At 71.8% G+C, this 24,644-nt stretch carries 25 protein-coding genes; 15 read left to right on the top strand and 10 right to left on the bottom strand.

Annotated elements, in window-relative coordinates; all coding sequences use genetic code 11:
* Window positions 1-43: 43 nt before the first annotated feature.
* Window positions 44-2,095, top strand: a complete 2,052-nt coding sequence (ftsH, locus tag AB0P41_RS24945; RefSeq protein ID WP_356713808.1) for an ATP-dependent zinc metalloprotease FtsH — start codon at window positions 44-46, stop codon at window positions 2,093-2,095.
* A gap of 179 nt (window positions 2,096-2,274) precedes the next feature.
* The gene (gene folE / locus AB0P41_RS24940) at window positions 2,275-2,880 is read left to right on the top strand and encodes a GTP cyclohydrolase I FolE (RefSeq protein WP_365934255.1); all 606 of its coding nucleotides are present in this window, start codon (window positions 2,275-2,277) and stop codon (window positions 2,878-2,880) included.
* 69 nt (window positions 2,881-2,949) lie between these two features.
* Here folE and AB0P41_RS24935 read toward each other — a convergent pair whose 3' ends face one another.
* The 6 genes from AB0P41_RS24935 to AB0P41_RS24910 all read right to left on the bottom strand — a co-directional run bounded on the left by AB0P41_RS24935 (window position 2,950) and on the right by AB0P41_RS24910 (window position 7,397).
* Window positions 2,950-3,435, bottom strand: a complete 486-nt coding sequence (locus AB0P41_RS24935) for a DUF3180 domain-containing protein (RefSeq protein WP_356713806.1) — start codon at window positions 3,433-3,435, stop codon at window positions 2,950-2,952.
* A gap of 96 nt (window positions 3,436-3,531) precedes the next feature.
* Window positions 3,532-4,143, bottom strand: coding sequence for a 2-amino-4-hydroxy-6-hydroxymethyldihydropteridine diphosphokinase (gene folK, locus AB0P41_RS24930; protein ID WP_356713805.1), 612 nt, complete (start codon window positions 4,141-4,143; stop codon window positions 3,532-3,534).
* Entirely contained in the window at window positions 4,140-4,499 is a 360-nt protein-coding gene (folB, locus tag AB0P41_RS24925) for a dihydroneopterin aldolase (protein WP_356713804.1), read from the bottom strand. Before folB ends, folK begins: the two co-directional genes overlap by 4 nt.
* Before the next feature lie 193 nt (window positions 4,500-4,692).
* On the bottom strand, window positions 4,693-5,175 hold the full coding sequence (locus AB0P41_RS24920; protein ID WP_356713803.1) for a nuclear transport factor 2 family protein: 483 nt from the start codon (window positions 5,173-5,175) through the stop codon (window positions 4,693-4,695).
* A complete protein-coding gene (folP, locus tag AB0P41_RS24915) occupies window positions 5,172-6,032 on the bottom strand; it encodes a dihydropteroate synthase (RefSeq protein WP_365934252.1) in 861 nt (286 codons plus the stop codon). The genes AB0P41_RS24920 and folP overlap by 4 nt, the downstream gene beginning before the upstream one ends.
* Window positions 6,033-6,221: 189 nt before the next feature.
* A complete protein-coding gene (locus AB0P41_RS24910) occupies window positions 6,222-7,397 on the bottom strand; it encodes a betaine/proline/choline family ABC transporter ATP-binding protein (RefSeq protein ID WP_356713801.1) in 1,176 nt (391 codons plus the stop codon).
* 141 nt (window positions 7,398-7,538) lie between these two features.
* On the opposite strand from AB0P41_RS24910, the gene AB0P41_RS24905 reads away from it, so the two are divergent.
* From AB0P41_RS24905 to AB0P41_RS24890, 4 genes are all read left to right on the top strand, one after another.
* Entirely contained in the window at window positions 7,539-8,258 is a 720-nt protein-coding gene (locus tag AB0P41_RS24905) for an ABC transporter permease (RefSeq protein WP_356713800.1), read from the top strand.
* A gap of 3 nt (window positions 8,259-8,261) precedes the next feature.
* The gene (locus tag AB0P41_RS24900) at window positions 8,262-8,936 is read left to right on the top strand and encodes an ABC transporter permease (RefSeq protein WP_356713799.1); all 675 of its coding nucleotides are present in this window, start codon (window positions 8,262-8,264) and stop codon (window positions 8,934-8,936) included.
* Between the two features lie 51 nt (window positions 8,937-8,987).
* Window positions 8,988-9,962, top strand: coding sequence for an ABC transporter substrate-binding protein (locus AB0P41_RS24895; protein WP_365934250.1), 975 nt, complete (start codon window positions 8,988-8,990; stop codon window positions 9,960-9,962).
* Window positions 9,963-10,088: 126 nt separating this feature from the next.
* Window positions 10,089-11,108, top strand: coding sequence for a hypothetical protein (locus AB0P41_RS24890; RefSeq protein WP_365934248.1), 1,020 nt, complete (start codon window positions 10,089-10,091; stop codon window positions 11,106-11,108).
* Between the two features lie 58 nt (window positions 11,109-11,166).
* Here AB0P41_RS24890 and AB0P41_RS24885 read toward each other — a convergent pair whose 3' ends face one another.
* Entirely contained in the window at window positions 11,167-12,309 is a 1,143-nt protein-coding gene (locus AB0P41_RS24885) for an NADH-quinone oxidoreductase subunit D (protein ID WP_356713796.1), read from the bottom strand.
* A gap of 37 nt (window positions 12,310-12,346) precedes the next feature.
* Complete coding sequence (locus AB0P41_RS24880) at window positions 12,347-13,471, bottom strand: SAM-dependent methyltransferase (RefSeq protein ID WP_365934247.1); 1,125 nt, start codon at window positions 13,469-13,471, stop codon at window positions 12,347-12,349.
* 96 nt (window positions 13,472-13,567) lie between these two features.
* On the opposite strand from AB0P41_RS24880, the gene AB0P41_RS24875 reads away from it, so the two are divergent.
* Both AB0P41_RS24875 and AB0P41_RS24870 read left to right on the top strand, forming a co-directional pair.
* Window positions 13,568-14,776, top strand: a complete 1,209-nt coding sequence (locus AB0P41_RS24875) for a sensor histidine kinase (protein ID WP_356713794.1) — start codon at window positions 13,568-13,570, stop codon at window positions 14,774-14,776.
* Between the two features lie 19 nt (window positions 14,777-14,795).
* The gene (locus AB0P41_RS24870) at window positions 14,796-15,470 is read left to right on the top strand and encodes a response regulator transcription factor (RefSeq protein WP_356713793.1); all 675 of its coding nucleotides are present in this window, start codon (window positions 14,796-14,798) and stop codon (window positions 15,468-15,470) included.
* A gap of 54 nt (window positions 15,471-15,524) precedes the next feature.
* On the opposite strand, the gene AB0P41_RS24865 is transcribed toward AB0P41_RS24870, so the two are convergent.
* Window positions 15,525-16,637, bottom strand: coding sequence for a DUF5937 family protein (locus AB0P41_RS24865; RefSeq protein WP_365934385.1), 1,113 nt, complete (start codon window positions 16,635-16,637; stop codon window positions 15,525-15,527).
* A gap of 104 nt (window positions 16,638-16,741) precedes the next feature.
* Here AB0P41_RS24865 and AB0P41_RS24860 point away from each other — a divergent pair, with 104 nt between their 5' ends.
* Complete coding sequence (locus AB0P41_RS24860; protein WP_365934245.1) at window positions 16,742-16,900, top strand: hypothetical protein; 159 nt, start codon at window positions 16,742-16,744, stop codon at window positions 16,898-16,900.
* A gap of 27 nt (window positions 16,901-16,927) precedes the next feature.
* Here AB0P41_RS24860 and AB0P41_RS24855 read toward each other — a convergent pair whose 3' ends face one another.
* Complete coding sequence (locus tag AB0P41_RS24855; RefSeq protein WP_356713791.1) at window positions 16,928-18,094, bottom strand: beta-eliminating lyase-related protein; 1,167 nt, start codon at window positions 18,092-18,094, stop codon at window positions 16,928-16,930.
* A gap of 167 nt (window positions 18,095-18,261) precedes the next feature.
* Here AB0P41_RS24855 and AB0P41_RS24850 point away from each other — a divergent pair, with 167 nt between their 5' ends.
* The 6 genes from AB0P41_RS24850 to AB0P41_RS24825 all read left to right on the top strand — a co-directional run bounded on the left by AB0P41_RS24850 (window position 18,262) and on the right by AB0P41_RS24825 (window position 24,583).
* Window positions 18,262-19,227, top strand: coding sequence for a DUF2520 domain-containing protein (locus AB0P41_RS24850; protein WP_356713790.1), 966 nt, complete (start codon window positions 18,262-18,264; stop codon window positions 19,225-19,227).
* Complete coding sequence (panC, locus tag AB0P41_RS24845) at window positions 19,224-20,237, top strand: pantoate--beta-alanine ligase (protein WP_365934243.1); 1,014 nt, start codon at window positions 19,224-19,226, stop codon at window positions 20,235-20,237. Before AB0P41_RS24850 ends, panC begins: the two co-directional genes overlap by 4 nt.
* Window positions 20,234-22,000, top strand: a complete 1,767-nt coding sequence (locus tag AB0P41_RS24840; protein WP_356713788.1) for an L-aspartate oxidase — start codon at window positions 20,234-20,236, stop codon at window positions 21,998-22,000. The genes panC and AB0P41_RS24840 overlap by 4 nt, the downstream gene beginning before the upstream one ends.
* A 2-nt stretch (window positions 22,001-22,002) precedes the next feature.
* Window positions 22,003-23,049 (top strand): carboxylating nicotinate-nucleotide diphosphorylase, encoded by a 1,047-nt coding sequence (gene nadC, locus AB0P41_RS24835; protein WP_356713787.1) that lies wholly within the window; start codon window positions 22,003-22,005, stop codon window positions 23,047-23,049.
* Window positions 23,049-23,846, top strand: a complete 798-nt coding sequence (locus AB0P41_RS24830; protein WP_033296487.1) for a type III pantothenate kinase — start codon at window positions 23,049-23,051, stop codon at window positions 23,844-23,846. Before nadC ends, AB0P41_RS24830 begins: the two co-directional genes overlap by 1 nt.
* Before the next feature lie 140 nt (window positions 23,847-23,986).
* Window positions 23,987-24,583, top strand: a complete 597-nt coding sequence (locus tag AB0P41_RS24825; protein ID WP_365934384.1) for a hypothetical protein — start codon at window positions 23,987-23,989, stop codon at window positions 24,581-24,583.
* Window positions 24,584-24,644 lie beyond the last annotated feature (61 nt).

The raw sequence follows: 24,644 nt of genomic DNA, 5'->3' as shown, positions 1-24,644 counted from the left end.
TTACCTACGGGCAGGAGGGACGGGGCGACTTCGCTCCGTATGGATGGACGTGAAGCGATACTTCCGTGGGCCGGTCATGTGGATCGTGCTGGCCGTCCTCGCCGTGGTCGTGTTGATGCAGGTCGTCGGCTCGTCCGGCGGCTACAAGACGGTGGACACCGGCAAGGTGATCCAGGCGATCAGTAAGAACCAGGTGGAGGAGGCCAAGCTCACCACCGGTGACGAACAGATCCTGAAGATCGAGCTGAAGGACAAGGAAAAGCTCAAGGGCGAGTCCGGCAGCAAGTTCCAGGCGAGCTACATCGGCAACCAGGGTGTCGAGCTGGCCGACACGCTGCAGAAGAAGTTCGAGAGCGGTGACATCGAGAAGGGTTACACCGTCTCGCCGTCGAAGCAGTCCCCGTTCGTCTCGATCCTTCTCTCCCTGCTGCCCTTCGTCCTGATCGTGGTCGTGTTCCTGTTTCTGATGAATCAGATGCAGGGCGGCGGCTCCAAGGTCATGCAGTTCGGCAAGTCCAAGGCCAAGCTCATCACCAAGGACACGCCGAAGACGACGTTCGCCGATGTGGCGGGGTCGGACGAGGCCGTCGAGGAACTCTACGAGATCAAGGAATTCCTCCAGGAGCCGGCGAAGTTCCAGGCCGTCGGCGCCAAGATCCCCAAGGGTGTCCTGCTCTACGGGCCGCCCGGTACGGGTAAGACGCTGCTCGCTCGCGCCGTCGCAGGCGAGGCGGGCGTCCCGTTCTACTCGATCTCCGGTTCCGACTTCGTCGAGATGTTCGTCGGTGTCGGTGCGTCCCGAGTGCGTGACCTCTTCGAGCAGGCCAAGGCGAACGCCCCGGCGATCGTCTTCGTCGACGAGATCGACGCCGTCGGACGGCACCGCGGTGCCGGTATGGGCGGCGGTCACGACGAGCGCGAGCAGACGCTCAACCAGCTGCTCGTCGAGATGGACGGCTTCGACGTGAAGGGCGGCGTCATCCTGATCGCCGCCACGAACCGGCCGGACATCCTGGACCCGGCGCTGCTGCGTCCCGGACGCTTCGACCGGCAGATCGCCGTCGACAGGCCGGACATGCAGGGCCGCCTCGAGATCCTCAAGGTGCACCAGAAGGGCAAGCCGGTCGCGGAGGACGTCGACCTCAACGCGGTCGCGCGTCGGACGCCCGGCTTCACCGGTGCCGACCTGTCGAACGTGCTGAACGAAGCGGCGCTCCTCACGGCGCGCAGCAACAAGAAGCTGATCGACAACCACATGCTCGACGAGGCCATCGACCGCGTCGTGGCGGGCCCGCAGAAGCGGACCCGGATCATGTCCGAGAAGGAAAAGAAGATCACCGCGTACCACGAGGGCGGACACGCCCTGGTCGCGGCGGCTTCCCCCCAGTCGGACCCGGTCCACAAGATCACGATTCTCTCCCGCGGCCGTGCCCTCGGTTACACGATGGTGCTCCCGGAAGAGGACAAGTACTCCACGACGCGCAACGAGATGCTCGACCAGCTGGCGTACATGCTGGGCGGGCGCGCGGCCGAGGAGCTGGTCTTCCACGACCCGACGACCGGTGCTGCGAACGACATCGAGAAGGCCACCGCCACGGCCCGCGCGATGGTCACGCAGTACGGCATGACCGAGCGTCTCGGCGCGATCAAGTTCGGTGGAGACAACACCGAGCCGTTCGTGGGCCGGGAGATGGGCCATCAGCGCGATTACTCGGAAGAGGTCGCGGCGCTCGTCGACGAAGAGGTCAAGAAGCTCATCGAGACCGCGCACAACGACGCGTGGGAGATTCTCGTCGAGAACCGCGACATCCTCGACGCCCTGGTCCTCGAGCTTCTCGAGAAGGAGACGCTCAACAAGGAGCAGATCGCCGAGATCTTCGCCCCGATCGTGAGGCGCCCGGCTCGCCCGGCGTGGACCGGTTCAGCCCGGCGTACCCCGTCGACGCGTCCGCCCGTGCTCTCCCCCAAGGAGCTCGCCCTCACCAACGGCTCTGCCAATGGCTCGGGTACTCCGGAGATCGCTCCGACGGACATCACGAAGAACACCGGCAGCTCATCACCGGAGGCGCTCCCCGAGGACCGCCCCGAGAGCTGACTCTGCCCGACCAGGTGTGGCCCCTGTCACGGGGGCCCCACCAGGCCCGGAATGGATGCCGCGCCCCCCAGGTTCTAGCCTGTGGGGGCGCGGCTTTTCCGTATGCCTGCGTTGCCTGCCGACTTCCGTGAGGTCCGGGTGGGCCCGCGCATGTGACTGCACAGAGGAACGAGGCACAGATGACCGACCCGGTGACGCTGGACGGGCAGGGCTCGATCGGCGTATTCGACGAGAAGCGGGCCGAGTCGGCCGTACGGGAGCTCCTCATCGCCGTGGGGGAGGACCCTGACCGTGAGGGGCTGCGGGAGACCCCGGGCCGGGTGGCACGTGCGTACAAGGAGATATTCGCCGGCCTCCACCAGGAGCCCGAGGACGTCCTGACGACCACGTTCGACCTCGGTCACGACGAGATGGTGCTGGTCAAGGACATCGAGGTGTACAGCACGTGTGAGCACCACCTGGTGCCGTTCCACGGTGTCGCCCACGTCGGGTACATCCCGGCGACCAGCGGCAAGATCACGGGCCTCTCGAAGCTGGCCAGGCTGGTCGACGTCTACGCCCGCAGGCCCCAGGTCCAGGAGCGGCTCACCACCCAGATCGCCGAGTCCCTCATGGCGATACTGGAGCCGCGGGGGGTCATCGTCGTCGTCGAGTGCGAGCACATGTGCATGTCGATGAGGGGCATCCGCAAGCCCGGCGCCAAGACGATCACGTCGGCGGTCCGTGGCCAGCTGCGCGATCCGGCCACGCGCGCCGAGGCGATGAGCCTCATCATGGCGCGCTAGAGCCGTTCGTCCGGAGCGGGCCGCGGCGCGTGCGTGCCCTGGCACCTCACGGCGCGGCAGGGGTTGCTCTCACGCGGCCCGGGCGGTGTTCCTGTCGTCGTCGCCGTCCTCCGGGAGGCGGCAGACGCGCTCCAGGAACAGGGCGGCCGCGATGACGCCGAAGCCTGCCAGCACGGCCGCGCCCGCGTAGATGGCCTGGTCCCGACGGGGCGGGACGTCCAGGAAGCCGAGCAGGAAGACGCCCGTGCCGCCGTACATCCCCGCGACGAGCGCGGCGACCAGCGCGCTCGCCTGGCCGAAGACCAGGGCGCGCGCCGCCATCATCGGCTCCACGCCCTTCGCCCCCGGGCGGCGCTCCCGCTGGGCGCGCAGCCGTGCCCGGATCGACAGGGCCGTGGCGAGCAGGACGACGGCGATCACGGCCAGCACGACGGGCGCGGCGAGAGGGACGCTCGGCAGGGTCCCCAGGGAGTCCCAGAGGCGGGCCGCGCCCCAGGACAGCACGCCGGCGCCGGCGAAGAGTCCGGCCAGGAGCCCGAGCCGTAGTTGCTTCACCGAGAGTGCCGCCCTTCGTCGCCGTTGCCGTGCCGGTCGCCCCGTGCAGGTCGCCCGTGCTGGGCGACCGTGACCGGTCGTCCTTGAGCCTAACGACTACTCGGGGAGACGGAGTTCCAGGTCGGGCCGGGGAAGCACACCCTCGCGGCCGACACCGGCCAGCAGGTCGGCCACGGGGCCCGCGCCGGGGAGCTGGGCCTCCGGGTCCACGTCGTGCCACGGAGCGAGCACGAAGGCGCGTTCACGGGCGCGCGGGTGCGGGAGGGTCAGCAGAGGATCGTCGGAGACCACCTCGGCGTACGACACGATGTCGACGTCGATGGTGCGCGGCCCCCAGCGCTCCTCGCGGACGCGGTCGAAGGCCTCCTCGATGGCCTGGCCGCGCTCCAGGAGCGAGGACGGGGGCAGAGTCGTCTTCACGACGATCACCGCGTTGAAGTACGAGGGCTGGGAACCGGGCTCGACGCCCCAGGGCTCCGTCTCGTAGACCGGGGAGACCGCCTTGACCCGGAGGCCGGGGGTGTCCTCCAGGGCGTCGATGGCGCCCTGGAGCGTCTCCAGCCGGTTGCCGAGGTTGGAGCCGAGGGAGATCACGGCCCGTTTGGGGTTGGACAGGGTGACGTCGGCCGCGTCGACCTGCTCGACGACTGCGGCGGGAACCGGCTGTACGGTCGGGTCGCTCTGCCCCTCGGTGGAAAATGCAGTCATGCTCGGCTCCGGGTGATGGTGATGGTCACGTCGTCGAACGGGACGGTGATCGGGGCATCCGGCTTGTGGACGACGACCTCGACCTCCTCGACCCCTTCGTGCTTGAGGCACTGCTGCGCGATGCGTTCCGCGAGAGTCTCGATCAGATCGACGGGTTCACCCTTGACGACATCGACGACCTCTTCCGCCACCACGCCGTAGTGCACGGTCTTCGACAGGTCGTCGGCGGCTGCCGCGGGGCGGGTGTCGAGGCCGAGCACCAGGTCCACGATGAAGGTCTGGCCTTCTGCCCGCTCCCGGGGGAAGACACCGTGGTGCCCACGGGCCTTGAGGCCGCGCAGCGCGACACGATCCACGCGAATCACTCCTGCTGTTCGTCGTCTCTGGAGGCACCTGGCCGCGTGCGGGCGGTGCGGTGCCGTCTTTCGAATCTACCCGCGAGCACCGACAGGGCCCGCCCGCGGGGGCACGGACCGGCCCGGCAGGGGGTTGGTAGCCGCGTATACCCCGTGGCCGGGGGACTCAATCCCCGCAATCCGCTCCGCCCGCTCAGGCAGTAGGTTCTTCGTCCTCTTCCTCACCGGTTTCGGCCAGTACGGGGGAGCCGTGATGGGACCAGAGCTTCCAGCCGTCCGGTGTGCGCCGGAACACATTGGTGGCGACGACGAGCTGGCCGACGAGCGGTCCGAGCGAGTTTCCCTCCTCCGCGGGGCCACCGCTGAGGATGTTCTCGGTGCAGGTCACCAGGGCGGTGTCGCCGGTCATGGCGACCCCGACATCGGTGAGGAAGAACTGGATGTACTCCGTGTTCGCCATGATCAGCGCATAGCTCCGCAGTACCTCGCCGCGGCCCGTGAGCACCGGCCAGCCCGGATGGACGCAGGACACCGTGAGGTCCTCGCCGGGCAGCCACAGCCCGGAGAGTTCGTCGAGGTCGCCGCGCTCCATCGCCTCGTAGAACGCGGTGTTGGCCTGCTCGACCGCCGCGATGTCGGCGGCCGCCTCCTCGTGTTCGTCGCGCGGGGTGCTCACGCGGCTCCCTCGACGGCGCGGGCGACCCGCACCGCGTCGGCCGTCGGCCGCACCGCGTGCACCCGGACCGCCCAGGCGCCCGCGGCCGCGGAGAGTGCGGAGACCGCGGCCGTCGCGGCGTCCCGTTCGCGGGCGGGTGGCGGGACCGCGCCCTCGCCGGCCAGGACATGGCCGAGGAACCGCTTGCGTGAAGCGGCCACGAGCAGGGGCCTGCCCAGGCCGCGGAGCCGGTCGAGGTGTGCGACCAGCGTCAGGTCCTGGGCGGCGTTCTTGGCGAACCCCAGTCCGGGGTCGATCACCAGCTTCTCGGGGTCCACCCCGCCCTCGACCACGGCCTCCACGCGCTCCTGGAGTTCCGCGACGACTTCGCCGACGACGTCCCCGTAGACCGCGCGGCTGTTCATCGACTCGCTGAAGCCGCGCCAGTGCATGACGACGAACGGCACTCCGGCGTCGGCGACCACCGGGATCATGCCCGGGTCGGCGAGGCCACCGCTCACGTCGTTGACCAGGAGCGCACCGGCCGCGACGGACTGCTCGGCGACACCGGCCCGCATGGTGTCCACGGAGACCGTGACCCCCTCGGAGGCCAGTCCGCGGACCACGGGGATCACCCGGCGCAGCTCCTCGGCCTCGTCCACCCTGCTGGCGCCCGGGCGGGTCGACTCGCCGCCGACGTCGATCAGGTCCGCCCCTTCGGCCACCAGTTCGAGGCCGTGCTTGATCGCCGCCGTGGTGTCGAACCAGTGGCCCCCGTCGGAGAAGGAGTCGGGCGTCACGTTGACGACCCCCATGACCGCACAGCGGTCCCACTCCGGGAGACCCCGCACCGTGCCCCGCCCTCGCAACGTACTCATGCGCCCAGCCTAGGCCGTGTCCGCGCGGTCCCGCCCGGTCCGTGGCGCCCGGTACGCCCACCGGCGGGCGCCGCCGCGGCCGGCGGCCGCGTCCGGTACGGGCCGGAACGAGGCCCCCGGCCGGGGGTCCGCGCCACGGGATCCGCCCGCACCGCGTTCAGCCGGACGGACGGCGGGGCGGAGGACCGCTCAGGGGGAGCCGACGCCCGCCACGGTCTCCACGGCGACCTCGGCGCGTGGCACGTCCTGCGCGTCCGCGTCGATCGAGCGGCGCAGGGCCTCATGGAGGCGGGCAGGGGTGAGCACGCCCAGGAAGCGTCCGGTGGACTCCTTGTCGATGACCGCGATCCAGCCCGCGTCGTGCTGCAGCATCGTGGCGAAGGCCTGTTTGAGCGGCGCGCCGAGCGGGAGCCATGCCTCCATGCGCCGGGCGTGTTCCCGGACCGTGCCCTCGGCCGTCGCACCCTCGCCCGCCGGGATCCAGCCGTGCAGATTGTCCTGACCGTCGAGGACGACCGCCCAGCGCGCGCCCTGCGCCCGCAGCCGCTCGGTCGCCTTCGCCAGCGGGTCGTCGAGATGGACGACCGGCGGCTGGTCCAGGTCGCTCTCCTCGATGGGCGTGACCGAGAGCCGCTTCAGACCGCGGTCCGCCCCGACGAAATCGGCCACGTACGGCGTCGCCGGAGCGCCGAGCACCGTGGCCGGGGTGTCGAACTGCTCGATGCGGCCGTGCCCGTACACCGCGATCCTGTCGCCGAGGCGGACGGCCTCCTCGATGTCATGGGTGACGAACAGCACGGTCTTGCGGACCTGCGCCTGCAGTTTCAGGAATTCGTTCTGCAGCCTTTCCCGCACGACCGGATCGACCGCGCCGAAAGGCTCGTCCATCAGCAGAACGGGGGGATCGGCCGCCAGCGCCCTTGCCACGCCGACCCGTTGGCGCTGACCACCGGAAAGCTGCTCGGGATAGCGTCCGCCATAAACGGAGGGGTCCAGTCCGACGAGATCCAGCAGTTCGGCCGCGCGTCGCCTGCCCTTTTCCCGCCCCCAGCCGAGGAGATGGGGAACGGTCGCGGTGTTCTCCAGGACCGTCTTGTGCGGGAACAGCCCGACCTGCTGGATCACGTAGCCGATGCGCCGGCGGAGGCGGACGGGGTCGATGGTCGATATGTCGTCCCCGTCGAGGAATATCCGGCCCTCGGTCGGTTCGGTCAGGCGGTTCACCATTTTCATGGTGGTCGTCTTGCCGCAGCCGGAAGGTCCGACGAGCGTGACCAGTTCACCCTCGGCGACCTCGAAGGAAAGGTCGTCGACGGCGGTGGTGCCGTCCTCGTACCGCTTGGTGACGTGCTCGAAACGGATCATGATTCCCCATTGTGACGCGGGTTCTGTGAAGGCCATGTTGCCGGAATACGACAGCCTCGGCGATTGTCGGTGGTCGGGGATAGGGTCACCCAGGACCGGACCTGGGGCGGCATCGCGAGGACAAACAGGAGGTGGGGGCGGATGGCCGAGCAGAACTGCCTGGTGGCGAACGACTGGATCTGCGGAGAGTATCTGCGCTCCCGCAGCCATGAGTTGACCGAGGCGGCAGTCCAGCACATCTGGATCACCGCGGCTTCCGTGCTGATAGGTCTCGTGGTGGCATTCCCGCTCGCGCTGCTCGCGCGCCGCGGCAGGCATTTCGCGGGCCCGGTGCTGGGGCTGACGACCGTGCTCTACACCGTGCCGTCGCTGGCCATGTTCTCGCTGCTGCTGCCGCTCTTCGGCCTGTCGGCGGCGCTCGTCGTCACCGGCCTGGTGCTCTACTCGCTGACCATCCTCGTACGCAACATCCTGGCGGGGCTCGAAGCGGTCCCGCAGGAGGCCAGGGAGGCCGCCGAGGGCATGGGGTACGGGCCCGTCCGGCTCCTCTGGGAGGTCGAACTCCCCCTCGCGCTGCCCGCGCTGATGGCCGGCCTGCGGATCGCCACGGTCTCGACGGTCGCGCTGACGACGGTCGGCTCGCTCGTCGGCAAGGGCGGTCTCGGCAATCTCATCGAGGACGCGCTGCCGAGCTTCTTCAAGGCCCAGGTGCTCACCGCGTCCGTGCTCTGCGTGCTGCTCGCGGTGGCCGCGGATCTCCTGCTGCTGGGCGTGCAACGCCTGCTCACGCCCTGGACCCGGATACGGACGCCCGCCGGGGCATCCGCCGGGGCGGGCATCGCGAAGACGGAGGCGGTCTGATCCATGGGAGTCGTCGGGGAGGCGTGGACCTGGCTGACCACGGGAGCCAACTGGTCGGGGGACGGCGGGGCGGGGCACCGGCTGGCCGAGCATCTGTACGTCAGCGGGATCGCCCTCGCGGTGGCCTGCCTCATCGCCCTGCCCGTCGCCCTGTATCTCGGGCACGTGGGCAAGGGCGGCGGTCTCGCGGTCAACATCTCCAACGTGGGGCGTGCGGTCCCGGTGTTCGCGGTGCTGGCCCTGTTCATGATGACGCCACTGCGTAACTCCGGCTATCTGCCCACGGTCGTCGCCCTGGTGCTGTTCGCCGTGCCCCCGCTGCTGACCAACGCCTACGTCGGGATGACGGAGGTGGACCGGTCGGTGGTGGAGGCCGCGCGGGGCATGGGGATGTCCGGCCCCCAGCTCTTCCTGCGGGTCGAACTCCCGCTCGCGTACCCGATGATCATGACCGGCCTCCGGTCCGCCGCCGTCCAGGTGGTGGCCACCGCGTCGATCGCGGCGATGGTCGGTCTGGGCGGCCTGGGCCGGATCATCACCGCCGGGTTCAACACCTACGACACCGCCCAGGTCTTCGCAGGCGCCGTGCTGGTCGCACTCCTGGCCCTGGTGGTGGAGGGCGTTCTGGTGGCGCTGGACCGGCTGCTGTCGCCCCTGCGCCGCCGCCGGACCGTATGAGCGCGCTGACTTTTCGGACTGTGCACACCATTTTTTCGGACGGAGAACACCATGAGCAGGACCTCGCGCACAGCGGGTGCGGTCATCGGAGCGCTCGCGCTGGCAGGGTCGCTCGCCGCTTGCGGCGGCGACAGCCTGGAGAAGGAGAAGAGCGGCTCGGACACGGGTGCCGGCGCCGGTTCCGGTAAGGGGTCGCTCGTCGTGGGCGCGGCCGGCTTCACCGAGTCCAAGGTGCTCGCCGAGCTGTACGCCCAGGTCCTCGGCGGCGCCGGGTACGACACATCGGTCACCACGGTGAAGAACCGCGAACTCTACGAGCCGTCGCTGGAGAAGGGCGAGATAGACGTCGTCCCTGAATACGCGGCGACCCTCGCGGAATTCCTCAACGCCAAGGTCAACGGAGCGAAGGAGGCGGAGGCGAAGCCGGTCGCCTCGGGTGACGTGGCGGCCACGGTCACGGCGCTGGAGAAGCTCGCCACCCCGCTCGGGCTGAAGGTCCTCCCGGCGGGGAAGGCGGTCGACCAGAACGCCTTCGCGGTGTCCGAGGAATTCGCCGAGAAGAACAGTCTCAAGACGCTTTCCGACCTCGGCCGTTCGAAGATCAAGGTGAAGATCGCGGCGGGCGACGAGTGCGAGGTGCGCCCGTTCTGCGCGCCCGGCCTGAAGAAGACGTACGGCATCGACGTCACCGGGATCGACCCCAAGGGCGTCGGCACACCGCAGTCCAAGCAGGCCGTCAAGGACGGCAAGGACCAGCTGGTCCTCACGACCACCACGGACGCGGTGCTCGACGGGCTCGTGTTCCTGGAGGACGACAAGAAGCTGCAGAACGCGGACAACGTCCTTCCGGTTCTCAATGCGAAGGACGCCGGCGCGCCGGAGATCGCGGAAGCGCTCGGGAAGCTCACCGACGTACTCACCACGCAGGATCTCGCGGAACTCAACCGCAAGGTCGACGCGGAGCGCGCCAAGCCCGCCGATGCGGCCGGGGAGTATCTCCGCTCGAGGGGTCTGATCAAGAAGTAGAAAGACGCGCGTGAGGGGCACTTGGGAGTCCCGCCCGGCCCCGGCCGGAAGCCCTTAGGTAACCGGCGGGGAACAGATTGCCGGGCGGCCTCCCAAGTGACTCGTACGCACGGTAAATTTCGGGCCATGCCACGAGGACGCCACCGCCATTCGCCGCCCCTCCACAGAATCCTGCCCCCCGCCGTGGTGGCCGGAGTGCCGGTCGTCTGTGCCGCCGGTGCCTGGTTCTTCGGGGAACCCCTGCCGCTGCGCGTCCTGGTGGCCGTGACGGCGGCTGTGGCGGTCACCGGTGCCTGGCTGATGCGCAGCTGGGACAGGGCCGCGGGTCTGCGTGTCGCGGAGCTGAACCGGGCCCGGGCGAGTGACGAGTGGAAGACCGAGGAGCGCATAGCCGAACTCGAGGCGGATCTCGAGGAGTCGAGGGAACTGCGCACCCGGCTGGAGACCAGGCTGCGCCGCAAGCGAGTGGAGCTCGCCGGTCTGCGGGGCGAACACGCCGCGCTGCTGCGCCGGTACGCCAACGCCGAGACCGAGCGTGCCAGCGCCCTGGAGGGCCGCAGGCAGCTCGCCATCGAGGCCTCCGCACCGCGCGAGCTGCTGCCCGCCCGGTCCACACCGACTCCGGGCGCCTATCTGCGGGCCGCCCAGGCCCTCCAGGACCTGGGCCGCAACGCCGCGCTCCAGGAGGCGCGCCGCACGGCCGGGCAGCGTGACACCGCCGGGCGTTCGGTGGAACAGGGCCCGGAGGGCGAGGGCCCCGAGGGGAAGCACGAGGCGGTGGCCGGAGCGGGTGACCTCCAGCACCGCCGTTCGCAGGCCGCCCCGTCCGCACCGCAGCTGTCCCCCGCAGCCGTGCGTCCGCCCCGCGCCGTACCCGCGGCATCCGCCGTCGTGCCGTACGCCGCCGCGCGCCGCCACCTCGTCCCGCGGGGGAGCTTCGACTTCTTCGGCACGCAGAAGGCGAGTGCCGCGATCGAGTCCGTGCAGAACGAGGACCTCGCGGACGTGGTGGGTGAGGAGGCTCTGGCGGCGCACCGCACGGGCGCGGCCGAGAACCGGGCCGTCGGCAAGGTCATCGACCTGACGGCGCACGACGAGACGGAGCAGCTGGACGTCGTCGAGCTGCGCAGCGCCATCTCCTCGTAGCGGGACGGACGCGCCACGCGGGAGCCCGCGGCGCCATGCGGGAGCCCGCGCGGCCGGGCTACTTGTCGATGTCCCCGACGACGAAGAAGAGCGAGCCCAGGATCGCGACCATGTCGGCGACCAGTGTCCCCGGCAGCAGCTCGGTGAGCGCCTGGATGTTGTTGAACGAGGCGGACCGCAGCTTCAGCCGGTACGGCGTCTTCTCACCCGTGGACACCAGGTAGTAGCCGTTGATCCCCAGCGGATTCTCGGTCCACGCGTAGGTGTGGCCCTCCGGCGCCTTCAGCACCTTGGGCAGCCGCTGGTTGATGGGGCCGGGCGGCAGGTCGGCCATCCGGTCCAGGCACGCGTCGGCGAGGTCCAGGGCGTTGTGCGTCTGCTCCAGGAGGCACTCGAAACGGGCCAGGCAGTCACCCTCGGTCCGGGTGACGACCCTCAGCGTGTCCCGCAGCTCCCCGTAGGCGAGGTACGGCTCGTCGCGCCGCAGGTCGAAGTCCACCCCCGAGGCCCTGGCGATCGGCCCGGACACCCCGTACGCGTGCACGGCCTCGGAGGACAGCACGCCCACCCCGCGGGTGCGGCCACGGAAGATCTCGTTGCCGAGCACCAGCCGGTCGTACACGTCCATCCGCGAACGCACGGACGCCACCGCGTCCCTGGCCCGGCCGAGCCAGCCCGCGGGCAGGTCCTCCTTGAGGCCGCCGACCCGGTTGAACATGTAGTGCATCCGGCCGCCGGACACCTCCTCCATCGCGGCCTGGAGCTCCTCGCGCTCCCGGAAGGCGTGGAACATCGGGGTGATCCCGCCGAGTTCGAGAGGGTAGGAGCCGAGGAACATCAGGTGGTTGAGCACCCGGTTCAGCTCGGCGAGCAGCGTCCTCGTCCAGACGGCGCGCTCAGGGACCTCCATGCCGAGCATCCGCTCGACGGCCATGACGACCCCGAGCTCGTTGGAGAACGCCGACAGCCAGTCGTGGCGGTTGGCGAGCATGATGATCTGCCGGTAGTCCCTGGCCTCGAAGAGCTTCTCGGCGCCCCGGTGCATATAACCGATGACGGGCTCGGCCTGCTGGATCCGCTCGCCGTCCAGGACGAGCCGCAGCCGGAGCACACCGTGGGTGGAGGGGTGCTGCGGGCCGATGTTCAGCACCATGTCGGTGCTCTCCGCCGCGCCGCCGATGCCGATCGTCGTCTCCGTCATGCGGGACAGTATCCCTCTTCGCGGTGAGGGGGCCTTTTCACGGTCCGACGCCCTCTTCCCGGCCCGGTCCGTCTTCCCGGCCCGGTCCGTCTTCCCGGCCCGGTCCGTCTTCCCGGCCTGGTCCGTCTTCCCGGCCTGGTCCGTCTTCCCGGCCCGGTCCGTCTTCCCGGCCCGGGCTTTCTGCACGGTCCGGGACCCGGTGCCGCAGCCAGCCGAAGTCGCCCAGCCCGCCCCGCGCCGTCAGCTCCGCCGCCTCCCCGGCCGAGGCGAGCGCCCGGACGTAGCCGACGGGATCGGCCGACGCCCGTGCCAGCGGCGGGCGTTCGCCGCTGATCCCCAGTTCCCGCAGCGCCGTCCGCTGGTCGAGGAGCTCGGCCACGCCGTCCGCCGCCGCCGCGCAGGCGTCCAGGGCCACATGCGAGGTGAGGTCGCAGCTCCCGTCGGGCACGGGTGGCACCTCGCGGCCTCCGCGGAACCCGGTCAGCGTCCCGAACGGCGGCCTCGACGCCCGTACATGCGCGTAGTCGACCGCAACCGCGGTCCCGCCGGCCAGCGACGCGACGGCACCCGCCCAGGCCTCGTCACGGGGCCTCCCGATCTCGGCACGGTCGCCGGGACGGGACAGCGGCCACCAGCGGCTCAGCCACCGGGCGTCCGCACCGGTCACCGGATCGCCGAGCCGCTCGGTGCCGTCGGCCCTCCGGACGAGGACGTAGCGTGGCACCCCGTCGGCGTCGGCCTCGGCGATGTCCGCCGGGACGTTGTCCAGCCATTCGTTGGCGAACAGCAGACCTCGCGCGCCCTGCGGGGGCCGGGAGCACCACTCGATGTCCGGGTCGAGGTCCGGCGGGCGCGGGGCGAGCTCCACGGCGTACGCCCGTACGGTCAGGCCGGGGGCCAGGGTTCCGTCCCGCAGCGCCGCCAGCACCCCGGTCAGCAGTTCCCCGCGGCCCGCTCCCACATCCACGAGGTCCACCGGGCCCGTCCCCAGCTCCCGTGCCGTGCGGGCCAGCAGCCGGGCGACGGCGGTGGCGAACAGGGGGGATGCGTGCACCGAGGTACGGAAGTGACCCGCGGGGCCCTCCGGGCGCCGGTAGAAGCCCTCTTCCCCGTACAAAGCGGTCTCGGCGGCTTCCCGCCAGCGGCACCAGTCATACGTCACGTAGGCAAGTCTCCACCTTGGGGAGTACGGTCCCAGGATCCGGATCGGCCCTCCGGCTGACCCGGGCACCGATCAGCTGTCCCTACGCTGGGTAATGTGCAGCGCTTCTACGATTTCATCCGCAGACACCCGACGGGCGTCGACATCCTCTGGGCTGTCCTCCTCCTCGGGTTCTCCGGCGTGTCCATCGTGACCGGCCAGGTCGGGAGCGGTACGGAGCGCGTCGCCGCGGTGCCGATCGCGGTCGGGCTGTGCGTCGTGGTCGCGCTGCGCCGCCGCGCACCGGAGAAGATGCTGCTGCTCGCGATCCTGATGGGGCTCGCCCAGCTGCTGTTCGGGGTGCGGCCGGACGTGGCGGACTTCGCCCTGCTGGTGATCACGTACACCGTGGCCACCGTCGGGGAGCGCCGGGCGTCCTGGCTCGCCCTCGGATGCAGCCTCAGCGCGGCGGGGATCTCCCGGCTGCGCTGGCCCGACGACGCACCGTACGGCGGCTGGGCGCAGACGCTCGGCTACGTCGTGATGATGACCGTGCCCTTCGTCCTGGCCTGGGTGCTCGGCGATTCCATACGCACCCGGCGGGCCTACTTCAGCCAGCTGGAGGAGCGGGCCGCCCGGCTGGAGCGCGAGCGCGAGGCGCAGTCGAAGGTCGCCGTCGCCGCCGAACGGGCCCGTATCGCCCGCGAACTGCACGACGTCGTCGCGCACAACGTCTCGGTGATGGTGGTCCAGGCCGACGGCGCGGCGTATGTCATGGACTCGTCCCCCGACCAGGCCCGGCAGGCCCTGGAGACCATCTCCGGCACCGGACGCCAGGCGCTCGCCGAGATGCGGCGGCTGCTCGGAGTGCTCAGGACCGGCGATTCCCCCGAGAGCGGGGAGTACGTCCCCCAGCCCGACGTCGAGCAGATCGAGGAGCTCGTCGGCAAGGTCAGGGAGACCGGCCTGGCGGTGGACTTCAGGATCGAGGGCACTCCGCGTCCGCTGCCGAGCGGCGTCGAGCTGACCGCGTACCGCATCGTCCAGGAGGCGCTCACCAACACCCGTAAGCACGGGGGCCCCGACGCCGGGGCGAGCGTGCGACTGGTCTACTTCGACGACGGGCTCGGCCTGCTGGTCGAGGACGACGGCCGCGGCGCCCCGCACGAGCTCTACGAGGACGGCGGCGCGGACGGAGCGGGACAGGGAATGATCGGCATGCGGGAGCGGGTCGGCATGGTCGGCGGCACGCTGGACGCGGGCCCGCGGCAGGGCGGCGGCTTCCGGATCAGCGCGCTGCTTCCGCTCAAGCCGGCCAACCAGTGACAGAAGGACGGGACACCTCATGGCCATCCGCGTAATGCTCGTCGACGACCAGGTGCTGCTGCGCACCGGCTTCCGGATGGTGCTCGCCGCCCAGCCGGACATGGAGGTCGTCGCGGAGGCGGGCGACGGGGCCGAGGCGATCGAGGTCCTGCGGTCCACGGCTGTCGACGTGGTGCTGATGGACGTACGCATGCCGCGGCTGGACGGAGTCGAGGCGACCCGGCGCATCTGCGCGGGGACCGAACCGCCGAAGGTGCTGATCCTGACCACATTCGACCTGGACGAGTACGCCTTCTCCGGTCTGAAGGCGGGCGCCAGCGGCTTCATGCTCAAGGACGTGCCGCCCGGTGAACTGCTCTCCGCCATCCGCGCGGTGCACAGCGGCGACGCCGTGGTGGCCCCGTCCACGACCCGCCGACTGCTCGACCGGTTCTCGCCGATGCTGCCGAGCGGCAGGAAGGAGCCCCGGCACAAGCATGTCGAGAAGCTGACCGAGCGGGAGCGCGAGGTGATGCTGCTCGTCGCGCAGGGGCTGTCGAACGGCGAGATCGCGGGCCGGCTGGTGCTGTCCGAGGCGACCGTGAAGACCCACGTGGGCCGCATCCTCACCAAACTCGGCCTGCGCGACCGGGTGCAGGTCGTCGTCCTCGCGTACGAGACGGGGCTGGTGCGGGCCGGCGGCGGATCGGGCTGACCGCTCCTCGGCCGGCCGGCCGGGCGGGGGAGCCGGCCGGAGGCCCCGCGCGGTTCACCGCAGCACGCCCTCCAGGAAGTCGCTGCCCAGGCGTGCCACGACCGTCAGGTCCAGCGAGTGCAGGACGTACCGGCCGCGCCGGCGGGTGGTGACCAGGCCGGCCTTCTTGAGCAGCGCCAGGTGGCGGGAGACCTCGGGGGGCGTGATGCCGTGCGAGTCGGCGAGTTCACCGGTGGAGTACGGCGAGCGGGCCAGGTTGCGGCAGAGCCTCATCCGCATGGGGTGGGCCAGCGCCTCCATGCGGAGCTGGAGCAGCTCGACGGAGGCGGGGGAGGGCAGTTCGGGGCGGTGCACGGGGTAGTGGATCACCGGGCGCCAGCCGGGGGCGTGCAGCACCATCAGGTGCGGCCAGCCGAAGCTGGTCGGGATGAGCGTGAGGCCGGTGCCGGCCGCCGATCCCGTCGCCTCGGTCCGGCCGGTGGTCAGCTTGTCGACGCTGATCCTGCCGGTCCTCTCGTCCAGCGAGAGAGCCGCGGAGACCGCGCCCAGAGCCGCGCCGACGCCCTTGTGCCGCAGCACCTCGGTCTTGTGCCGGGCGTCGGCGACCAGCTGGACCTGGGTACGCCGCCAGGTGTCGGCGAAGAAGGCCTGGTCGCAGTCCTCGAAGAGGCGCCGGACCCAGCCGCGTACGGAACCCGGGTCGGCCAGCAGCTGCCGGGTGAAGTCGAGCTGCTTCGGTCCCCTGGCCGCAGCCATGTCGAGCGCGCGGGTCCGCATCCCGGCGTCGGTGAGCGGCGAGGGCGCTCCCGTTCCGTACAGGCTCGCGCAGGTGAACTCCAGAGCGGCCGAGACGAACCGCTCGTCGTCGAGCCTGTCCAGGATGTCCAGATCCTCGGCGAGGGTCGAGCCGGTGCTTCCGTCCCCGCCGCGGACGCCGGCGAACGGCATGAAGACGTCGGAGAAGGTGTTCCGCCACAGGAACTCCGCCTCGTGGAGCCGGTCCGCGAGGTCCGGTTCCAGGGCCGCGGAGGTCGCGGTCGCCCAGCCGTGCAGTCCGGGGTGGTGGCCGGGCTCGGAGAGGGCGTGGAGGGCGAGCCCCAGCTCGGCGAGAGGGGAGGTCCCGAAAACGATGCGCTCGGGAGGCAGGCCGGCGATGTCGATGTACACACTCACCCGTCCATGGTGCGGGTTGCGGTGGCGGGTGCCGTCGTCACTTGACTGCGGCCGTCAATCCACGGGCGGGCCCGCCCGGCCGGAGTCAGGCTGGATCCATGGACACCGTTCAGCAGTACATGCTCGACAGCTACCGCGCCGCGCAGCACGGTGAGGGCCCGCCCCCGCCGCCCGGCGCGCACGACCGGGACGTCCTGCGTGCCCTCCGCAGGCGTATCCACGTCTGGACGGCCGCGCACCGCCCGCCCTGCTCCTGAGGTGACAAGCCTCCGTCCGGAGCCGCGCTACTCCTGAGGTGACGCCTCCTCCTGGAGCCGCGCCACGAAATCCGCCACGGCTTCCCGCACGTCGCCGGCGGTCCACTCCAGCCCCTGCGCCGCCACCGTGACCTCGGTGAACGAAAGTCCGGGCGGCCCGGCCGGAGCCGCGAACCAGCGGCGGAAGAGCGTCACGCCCGTCTCCTCGGACTGCCGCACCGACGCTTCGTCCAGCACGTCCGCGGCGTAGGGCAGCCAGACCTGGAACTGGTGCGTGTGCGGCGGCTCGGGGTGCACCCGGAACCACGGCACCGCCGATCCGGCGAAGCCGTCCGCCAGAGCCCCGGCGACCACCTTCGCGTGCGCCACGTACGACGGCAGCCTCGGCAGCTCCCGCTCCAGGCCCAGCAGGGCGGAGAGGGCCGCCGGGTACTGCTGGAAGACCTGACCGCCGTACCTGTGGCGCCAGGTCCTCGCCTCCTCGATCAGGGACTCGGAGCCCGCGAGCACCGCTCCCGAGAGCCCGTCCAGGGACTTGTAGAACGAGACGTAGACACTGTCGGCGAGCATCGCGATCTCCCGCAAACCGCGCCCGAAGTGCGGCGTGCACTCCCACAGGCGCGCCCCGTCCAGATGCACCACCGCGTCCCGCTCCCGGGCGGCGGCCACGACGGCCTCCAGCTCCTCCCAGGAAGGCAGGACGAAGCCGGCGTCACGCAGCGGCAGCTCCAGCATCAGCGTGCCGAAAGGCTCGGGGAAGTCGCGGATCTCGTCCGCCGTGGCCTGCCGGGGCTCCGTCGTCGGATGCACCGTACGCAGTCCGCTCACCGAGGTGAGCGCGCCGCGCTCGTGCACCTCCGGATGGGAGAGGGGGTGCAGCGCCACCGCCGGATTGCCCGTGCGCCCGGCCCAGCAGCGCAGCGCGACCTGCTGGGCCATCGTCCCGGTCGGGAAGAAGGCGGCGGCCTCCATGCCCAGCAGGCCGGCCGTGCGCCGCTCGGCCTCCGCGACGACCCCGCCGCCGTAGACGTCCGTCCAGTCACCCAGGTCGTGGACCGTGCCGGCGTCGGCGGCCAGGGCGGCCAGCCGGCCGGCCAGCGTGTGGTCCGCGGACATCCGCGCCAGTACCTTCCCGGAGCGCTGCCACGCGGTCAGCCTGCGGTGTCGCTGCTTCTGTTCGTCGGTGTCTCCCATGGGACGATCATCACCCGGACCGCTGACGGCGCCCATTCCGGGTCCTCTCTCCGCCCAGAAGTTATCCACAGGCTGTGGATGGTCGGGGTGTGTGACGAAACGCTGGCGTAGCATGCAGAGGAATCGTCCGGTACCCCCCGCGGACTGGAACGGAAGGCCATCGCCGCGTGAACGCATCAGTTTCCAAGGAAGCCCTCGACGCGAGGGACCGCCCCGCCCGTCTCACCGTCGGCGTCGTCGGCGCGGGACGGGTCGGCCCCGCCCTCGCCGCCTCGCTGCAGCTCGCCGGGCACCGCCCGGTCGCGGTGTCGGGCGTCTCCGACGCATCCGTGCGCCGGGCCGCCGCACTGCTCCCCGACGTCCCCCTGGTCACCCCCGCCGAGGTCCTCGCACGCGCCGAGCTCGTGCTGCTGACCGTCCCCGACGACGCCCTGCCCGGCCTGGTCGAAGGCCTCGCCGAGACCGGCGCCGTACGACCGGGCCAGCTGCTCGTCCACACCTCCGGCCGGTACGGCACGAAGGTGCTCGACCCCGCGCTGCGGGCCGGCGCCCTCCCGCTCGCCCTGCATCCGGCGATGACCTTCACCGGCAGCTCCGTCGACGTACAGCGGCTGGCGGGCTGCTCCTTCGGGGTGACCGCTCCCGAGGAGCTCAGGCTCGCCGCGGAGGCGCTCGTGATCGAGATGGGCGGCGAGCCCGAATGGATCGCCGAGGAGTCCCGGCCGCTCTACCACGCGGCGCTCGCCCTCGGTGCCAACCACCTGGTCACCCTCGTCGCGCAGTCCATGGACCTGCTCGCCCGGGCCGGCGTGGGCGCGCCCGACCGGATGCTCGGCCCCCTGCTCGGGGCCGCGCTCGACAACGCCCTGCGCTCCGGTGACGCGGCACTGACCGGCCCCGTCGCCCGGGGCGACGCGGGGACGGTGTCCGCGCACATCCGTGAGCTGCGCGCACACGCGCCGCAGACGGTGGCCGGATATCTCGCCATGGCGCGCGCCACGGCCGACCGGGCCCTCGACCACGGCCTGCTCAAGCCGGAGTTCGCGGAGGACCTCCTCGGCGTCCTGTCGGACAGCAACGCCGCGAACGGAACACACGGCCCGGACGCGTCCGGGCCGGGGGAGAAGCGATGAACACCGCACCCGCCACCCTGCTGCGCTCCGCCGCCGAGCTGGAGGCCCTCGGCCGGCCCGCCGGGGCCCGCCGAGCCGTCGTGATGACGATGGGCGCGCTGCACGACGGCCACGCCACGCTGATCCGCGCCGCGCGGGCGGCCGCGGGCTCCGACGGCCAGGTCGTGGTCACCGTCTTCGTCAACCCGCTCCAGTTCGGCGAGGCCGCCGACCTCGACCGCTATCCCCGCACCCTGGACGCCGACCTCGCCGTCGCCTCCCGGGCCGGTGCCGACGCGGTCTTCGCCCCCTCCGTCGACGAGGTCTACCCCGGGGGAGAACCGCAGGTCAGGATCGTCGCCGGCCCCATGGGGGAGCGGCTGGAGGGCGCCGCCCGTCCCGGTCACTTCGACGGCATGCTCACCGTCGTCGCCAAGCTCCTGCACCTCACCCGGCCGGACGCGGCTTTCTTCGGGCAGAAGGACGCCCAGCAGCTGGCTCTGGTCCGCCGGATGGTGCGCGACCTCAACTTCGGCACGGACATCGTCGCGGTGCCGACCGTCCGCGACCCCGACGGCCTGGCGCTCTCCAGCCGCAACCGCTTCCTCTCCGCCGAGGAGCGACGGACCGCGCTGGCCCTGCCCAGGGCCCTGTTCGCCGCCCGCGACCGGCTGGTCGCCCAGCAGACGCTGCACGCCCGGGCCCGGACGGTCCCGGAGCGCGCGGGCCGCGCCGCCGCCCTGAACCAGCTCGGCGAGGTGCGCGCGGCCGCCGACACCCAGGCCGTGGCGCTGGCCCGGCCGACCGTCGCACCCGCTGCGGTGCTGGCCGCCGCCCGGACCGTCCTGGACGAGGCGGCGGAGGAAGCGGTGCCGCTCGCCCTGGACTACGTGGCGCTCGTGGACCCGGCGGACTTCACCGAGGTGCCCGACGACCGCGTCAGCGGTGAGGTGGTCCTCGTCGTCGCGGCACGCGTGGGAGCGACCCGCCTCATCGACAACATCCCGCTGACCCTCGGAGCCCACACGTGACCGGAATACGGCTGACCGCCCCCGCCCCCGGCTGGGCCATCGACGCGGACGTCGTCGTGGTCGGCTCCGGCGTGGCCGGTCTCACCACCGCACTGCGCTGCGCCGCCGCCGGCCTCGCGACCGTGGTCGTCACCAAGGCCCGCCTCGACGACGGCTCCACCCGCTGGGCGCAGGGCGGCATCGCCGCCGCGCTCGGTGAGGGCGACACCCCCGAGCAGCACCTCGACGACACCCTGGTCGCCGGAGCCGGTCTCTGCGACGAGGCGGCCGTGCGCGCCCTGGTCACCGAGGGCCCCGACGCGGTACGCAGGCTGATCGAGACCGGTGCGCACTTCGACACCACCGACACCGGTGCGATCGCCCTGACCCGTGAGGGCGGCCACCACCGCCGCCGTATCGCGCACGCGGGAGGCGACGCGACGGGCGCGGAGATCTCCCGCGCCCTGGTCGAGGCGGTCCGCTCGGCCGCCCTGCGCATCATCGAGAACGCCCTGGTCCTGGACCTGGTCACGGATGCCGAAGGCCGTACGGAGGGTGTCACCCTGCACGTCATGGGCGAGGGCCAGCACGACGGTGTGGGCGCCGTGCACGCCCCGGCCGTGGTGCTCGCCACCGGCGGCATGGGCCAGGTCTTCTCCGCCACCACGAACCCGCCGGTCTCCACGGGCGACGGGGTGGCCCTCGCGCTGCGTGCGGGCGCCGAGGTCTCCGACCTCGAATTCGTGCAATTCCATCCGACCGTCCTGTTTCTCGGCGCCGACTCCGAGGGCCAGCAGCCGCTCGTCTCCGAGGCGGTACGGGGCGAGGGCGCCCACCTCGTCGACGCCTCCGGCACCCGCTTCATGCTCGGGCAGCACGAGCTGGCCGAGCTGGCCCCCCGCGACATCGTCGCCAAGGCCATCACGCGGCAGATGCAACTGCACGGCACCGAGCACATGTATCTCGACGCCCGCCACTTCGGCGCCGAGATGTGGGCGAAGCGCTTCCCGACGATCCTCGCCGCCTGCCACGCCCACGGCATCGACCCGGTCACGCAGCCGATCCCGGTGGCCCCCGCCGCGCACTACGCCTCGGGCGGCGTCCGCACCGACCTCCGGGGCCGCACGACGGTGCCCGGGCTGTACGCCTGCGGCGAGGTCGCCTGCACCGGCGTGCACGGAGCCAACCGGCTGGCGTCCAACTCCCTCCTGGAGGGCCTGGTCTTCGCGGAGCGCATCGCGGCCGACATCGTGGACCGGCCCCGGACGGACCCCGGGACCCCCTCCCGGCGTACGCCCGCGGCGGGACCCGCCGGAGCCCGTACCGTCGCCCTGCTCGCCGCCGAGTCGCGGACCGCGATCCAGCGGATCATGACCAGGGGCGCCGGGGTGATCAGGTCGGGCGGCAGCCTCGCCGTCGCGGCCGGGGAGCTGGACGCCCTCCACCGGTCCGCCGCAGCCGCCGAGAAGGACGGTCCGAAGGACGCCGTACCCGGAGTCGAGGCATGGGAGGCCACGAACCTCCTCCTGGTCTCGCAGGTGCTGGTCGCCGCCGCGCGGGAGCGCGAGGAGACCCGCGGCTGCCACTGGCGCGAGGACCACCCCGAGCGCGACGACGACGTCTGGCGCCGCCACCTGACCGTCCGCGTCGACCCGCACCTGCGACCCGTCGTCCGCACGACGGACACTTCCGCGTTCCCGCCCGTACGCCCCGGAGACCCGGCAGACTCCGCTCTGCCCGCAGGCCTCCCGAACCGCCCCGCCGACGCCCCCGAGGAGCCGTAACCGTGAGCACGCCCGAAGAGAATCCGCGCCCCACACCTGTGGACGTACCGCTGATCCACATCGGCGCACCCGCCGAGTCCGGTGGTGGCTGCGGCGACGGCTGCGGCTGCGGTGACGGCTACGACCCCGACGGCCTGGAGTGCGGCCTCGACCCCGCCCTGGCCCAGCTCCTGGCCGAGGCCGGACTTGATCCCGTGCAGGTCGAGGACATCGCCCACGTCGCGATCGAGGAGGACCTCGACGGAGGCGAGGACGTCACCACCGTGGCGACCGTCCCGGAGGACTCCGTCGCCACCGGCGACTTCACCGCGCGTGAGGCCGGCGTCGTCGCGGGTCTGCGCGTCGCCGAGGCCGTCCTCTCCATCGTCTGTACCGACGAGTTCGAGGTCGAGCGCCACGTCGAGGACGGCGACCGCGTCGCGCCGGGCCAGAAGCTGCTCACCGTGACCACGCGCACCCGTGACCTGCTCACCGGCGAGCGCAGCGCGCTCAACCTGCTGTGCAGGCTCTCCGGCATCGCTACGGCGACCCGCGCCTGGGCCGACGTGCTCGAGGGCACGAAGGCCCAGGTCCGCGACACCCGCAAGACCACCCCGGGGCTGCGCGCCCTGGAGAAGTACGCCGTGCGCTGCGGCGGCGGGGTCAACCACCGCATGTCGCTCGTGGACGCGGCGCTGGTCAAGGACAACCACGTGATCGCGGCGGGCGGCGTCGCCGAGGCGTTCCAGCGGGTCAGGAAGGCTTATCCGGAGCTCGCGATCGAGGTCGAGGTGGACACCCTGGACCAGGTCCGCGAGGTGCTCGGAGCGGGCGCCGACCTGATCCTTCTGGACAACTTCACCCCGGCGGCGACCGCCGAGGCGGTCGCGCTCGTCGGAGGACGTGCGGTGCTGGAGTCCTCGGGCCGGCTGACTCTCGACTCCGCCCGCGCCTACGCCGAGGCCGGCGTCGACTACCTGGCGGTCGGCGCACTCACGCACTCCTCGCCGATCCTCGACATCGGCCTGGACTTCCGCGACGCGGCGGCGACCGACGGGGCCGGCGCCTGATGCTGCTCACCATCGACGTGGGCAACTCCCACACCGTCCTCGGCCTGTTCGACGGCGAGGAGATCGTCGAGCACTGGCGCATCTCCACCGACGCCCGCCGCACCGCCGACGAGCTCGCCGTCCTGCTCCAGGGGCTGATGGGCATGCACCCGTTGCTCGGTGTCGAGCTCGGCGACGGCATCGAGGGCATCGCGATCTGCTCGACCGTCCCCGCCGTTCTGCACGAGCTCCGCGAGGTCACCCGCCGCTATTACGGCGATGTCCCCGCGGTCCTCGTGGAGCCGGGCGTGAAGACCGGCGTCCCGGTGCTCACCGACAACCCGAAGGAGGTCGGCGCGGACCGCATCATCAACGCGGTCGCCGCGGTCGAGCTCTACGGCGGCCCGGCCATCGTCGTCGACCTCGGCACGGCCACGACCTTCGACGCGGTCTCCGCGCGCGGCGAGTACACGGGCGGGGTGATCGCGCCGGGCATCGAGATCTCCGTGGAGGCGCTCGGGGTGAAGGGCGCACAGCTCCGCAAGATCGAGCTGGCGCGGCCCCGGAGCGTCATCGGCAAGAACACCGTCGAGGCCATGCAGTCCGGCATTGTCTACGGATTCGCGGGCCAGATCGACGGCGTGGTCGAGCGCATGAAGAAGGAGCTGGCGGCCGACCCCGACGAGGTCACCGTCATCGCGACCGGCGGCCTTGCTCCGATGGTGTTGGGTGAGTCCTCCGTCATCGACGAACACGAGCCCTGGCTGACCCTGATCGGACTGCGCCTCGTGTACGAGCGGAACGTCGCCCGGATGTAGGGCACGCCCGCGGCCACCTGCGGGAACGACTCGGCGGCACGGAGCACGGCGCCGCGCCGCCGAGCGGTTGGTTAAGCGGATTTTGTCCATTTAGCACGTATTGTCGCGTCATGCCCACGCCCTACGGATCACGCGGCGGCATGGCGTTCAGCGCGGACGAGCTCCGGGTGCTCCGACGTGCTCTCGCCAACGCCCTCCACCCCACGTCCCTGCCGGAAGAGGATGTCCAGGACTGCCTGCGCCTCGCGGGCGCGGTGGACGAGGTGGTGAGCGAGGCGGGCCGGCTGCGCGCCTTCCTCCTCGCCGATCTCGCCCGCTACCGCGACGCGCTCCCCGGCTCGCTCAATGGCTATCTGGAGCTTCTCCAGGACGCCCTGGCGGCCGGCTACGACCCCCGCCCGGACGATCTCGCGGCCTTGCGAGCCCTGCGCGCCGGGCCGGTCGCGGCGGCCCTGCTGGAGCGCTGCCAGACGCTGGCCGAGCGCTCCGTGCGGGCGCGCCTCGCCGGTCGCGCGGTGCCCATGACGACGCCCGCGCCGCGCGGCCGGCTGCTCGCCCTGCCCGGCGGCCTGTCGGCGGCGAAGGAGCCCGAGCAGCCTGGGAACCCGCCGCGGCCGGACGGGCCGGCCCGCCCCTCGGCGCCGGGCGAGCGCCCGATGCCGAAGCCGTCCGAGGTCTTCCCGCCCCGCCGCCGGCCCGCCCCCGCTCCGCCGGCCGAGGAGCGCGCCGTGTCCTGAGGTATCGACGCGCCTGAGGGGTGCCGGGAGCGGCCGGAATGCCGGGCTCGCTACCCTGGAC

It is taken from the genome of Streptomyces sp. NPDC079167, assembly GCF_040686735.1.
GTDB lineage: Bacteria > Actinomycetota > Actinomycetes > Streptomycetales > Streptomycetaceae > Streptomyces.
Note: the sequence above shows the minus strand (reverse complement) of the source record. Positions and strands in the feature narration are given on the sequence as shown.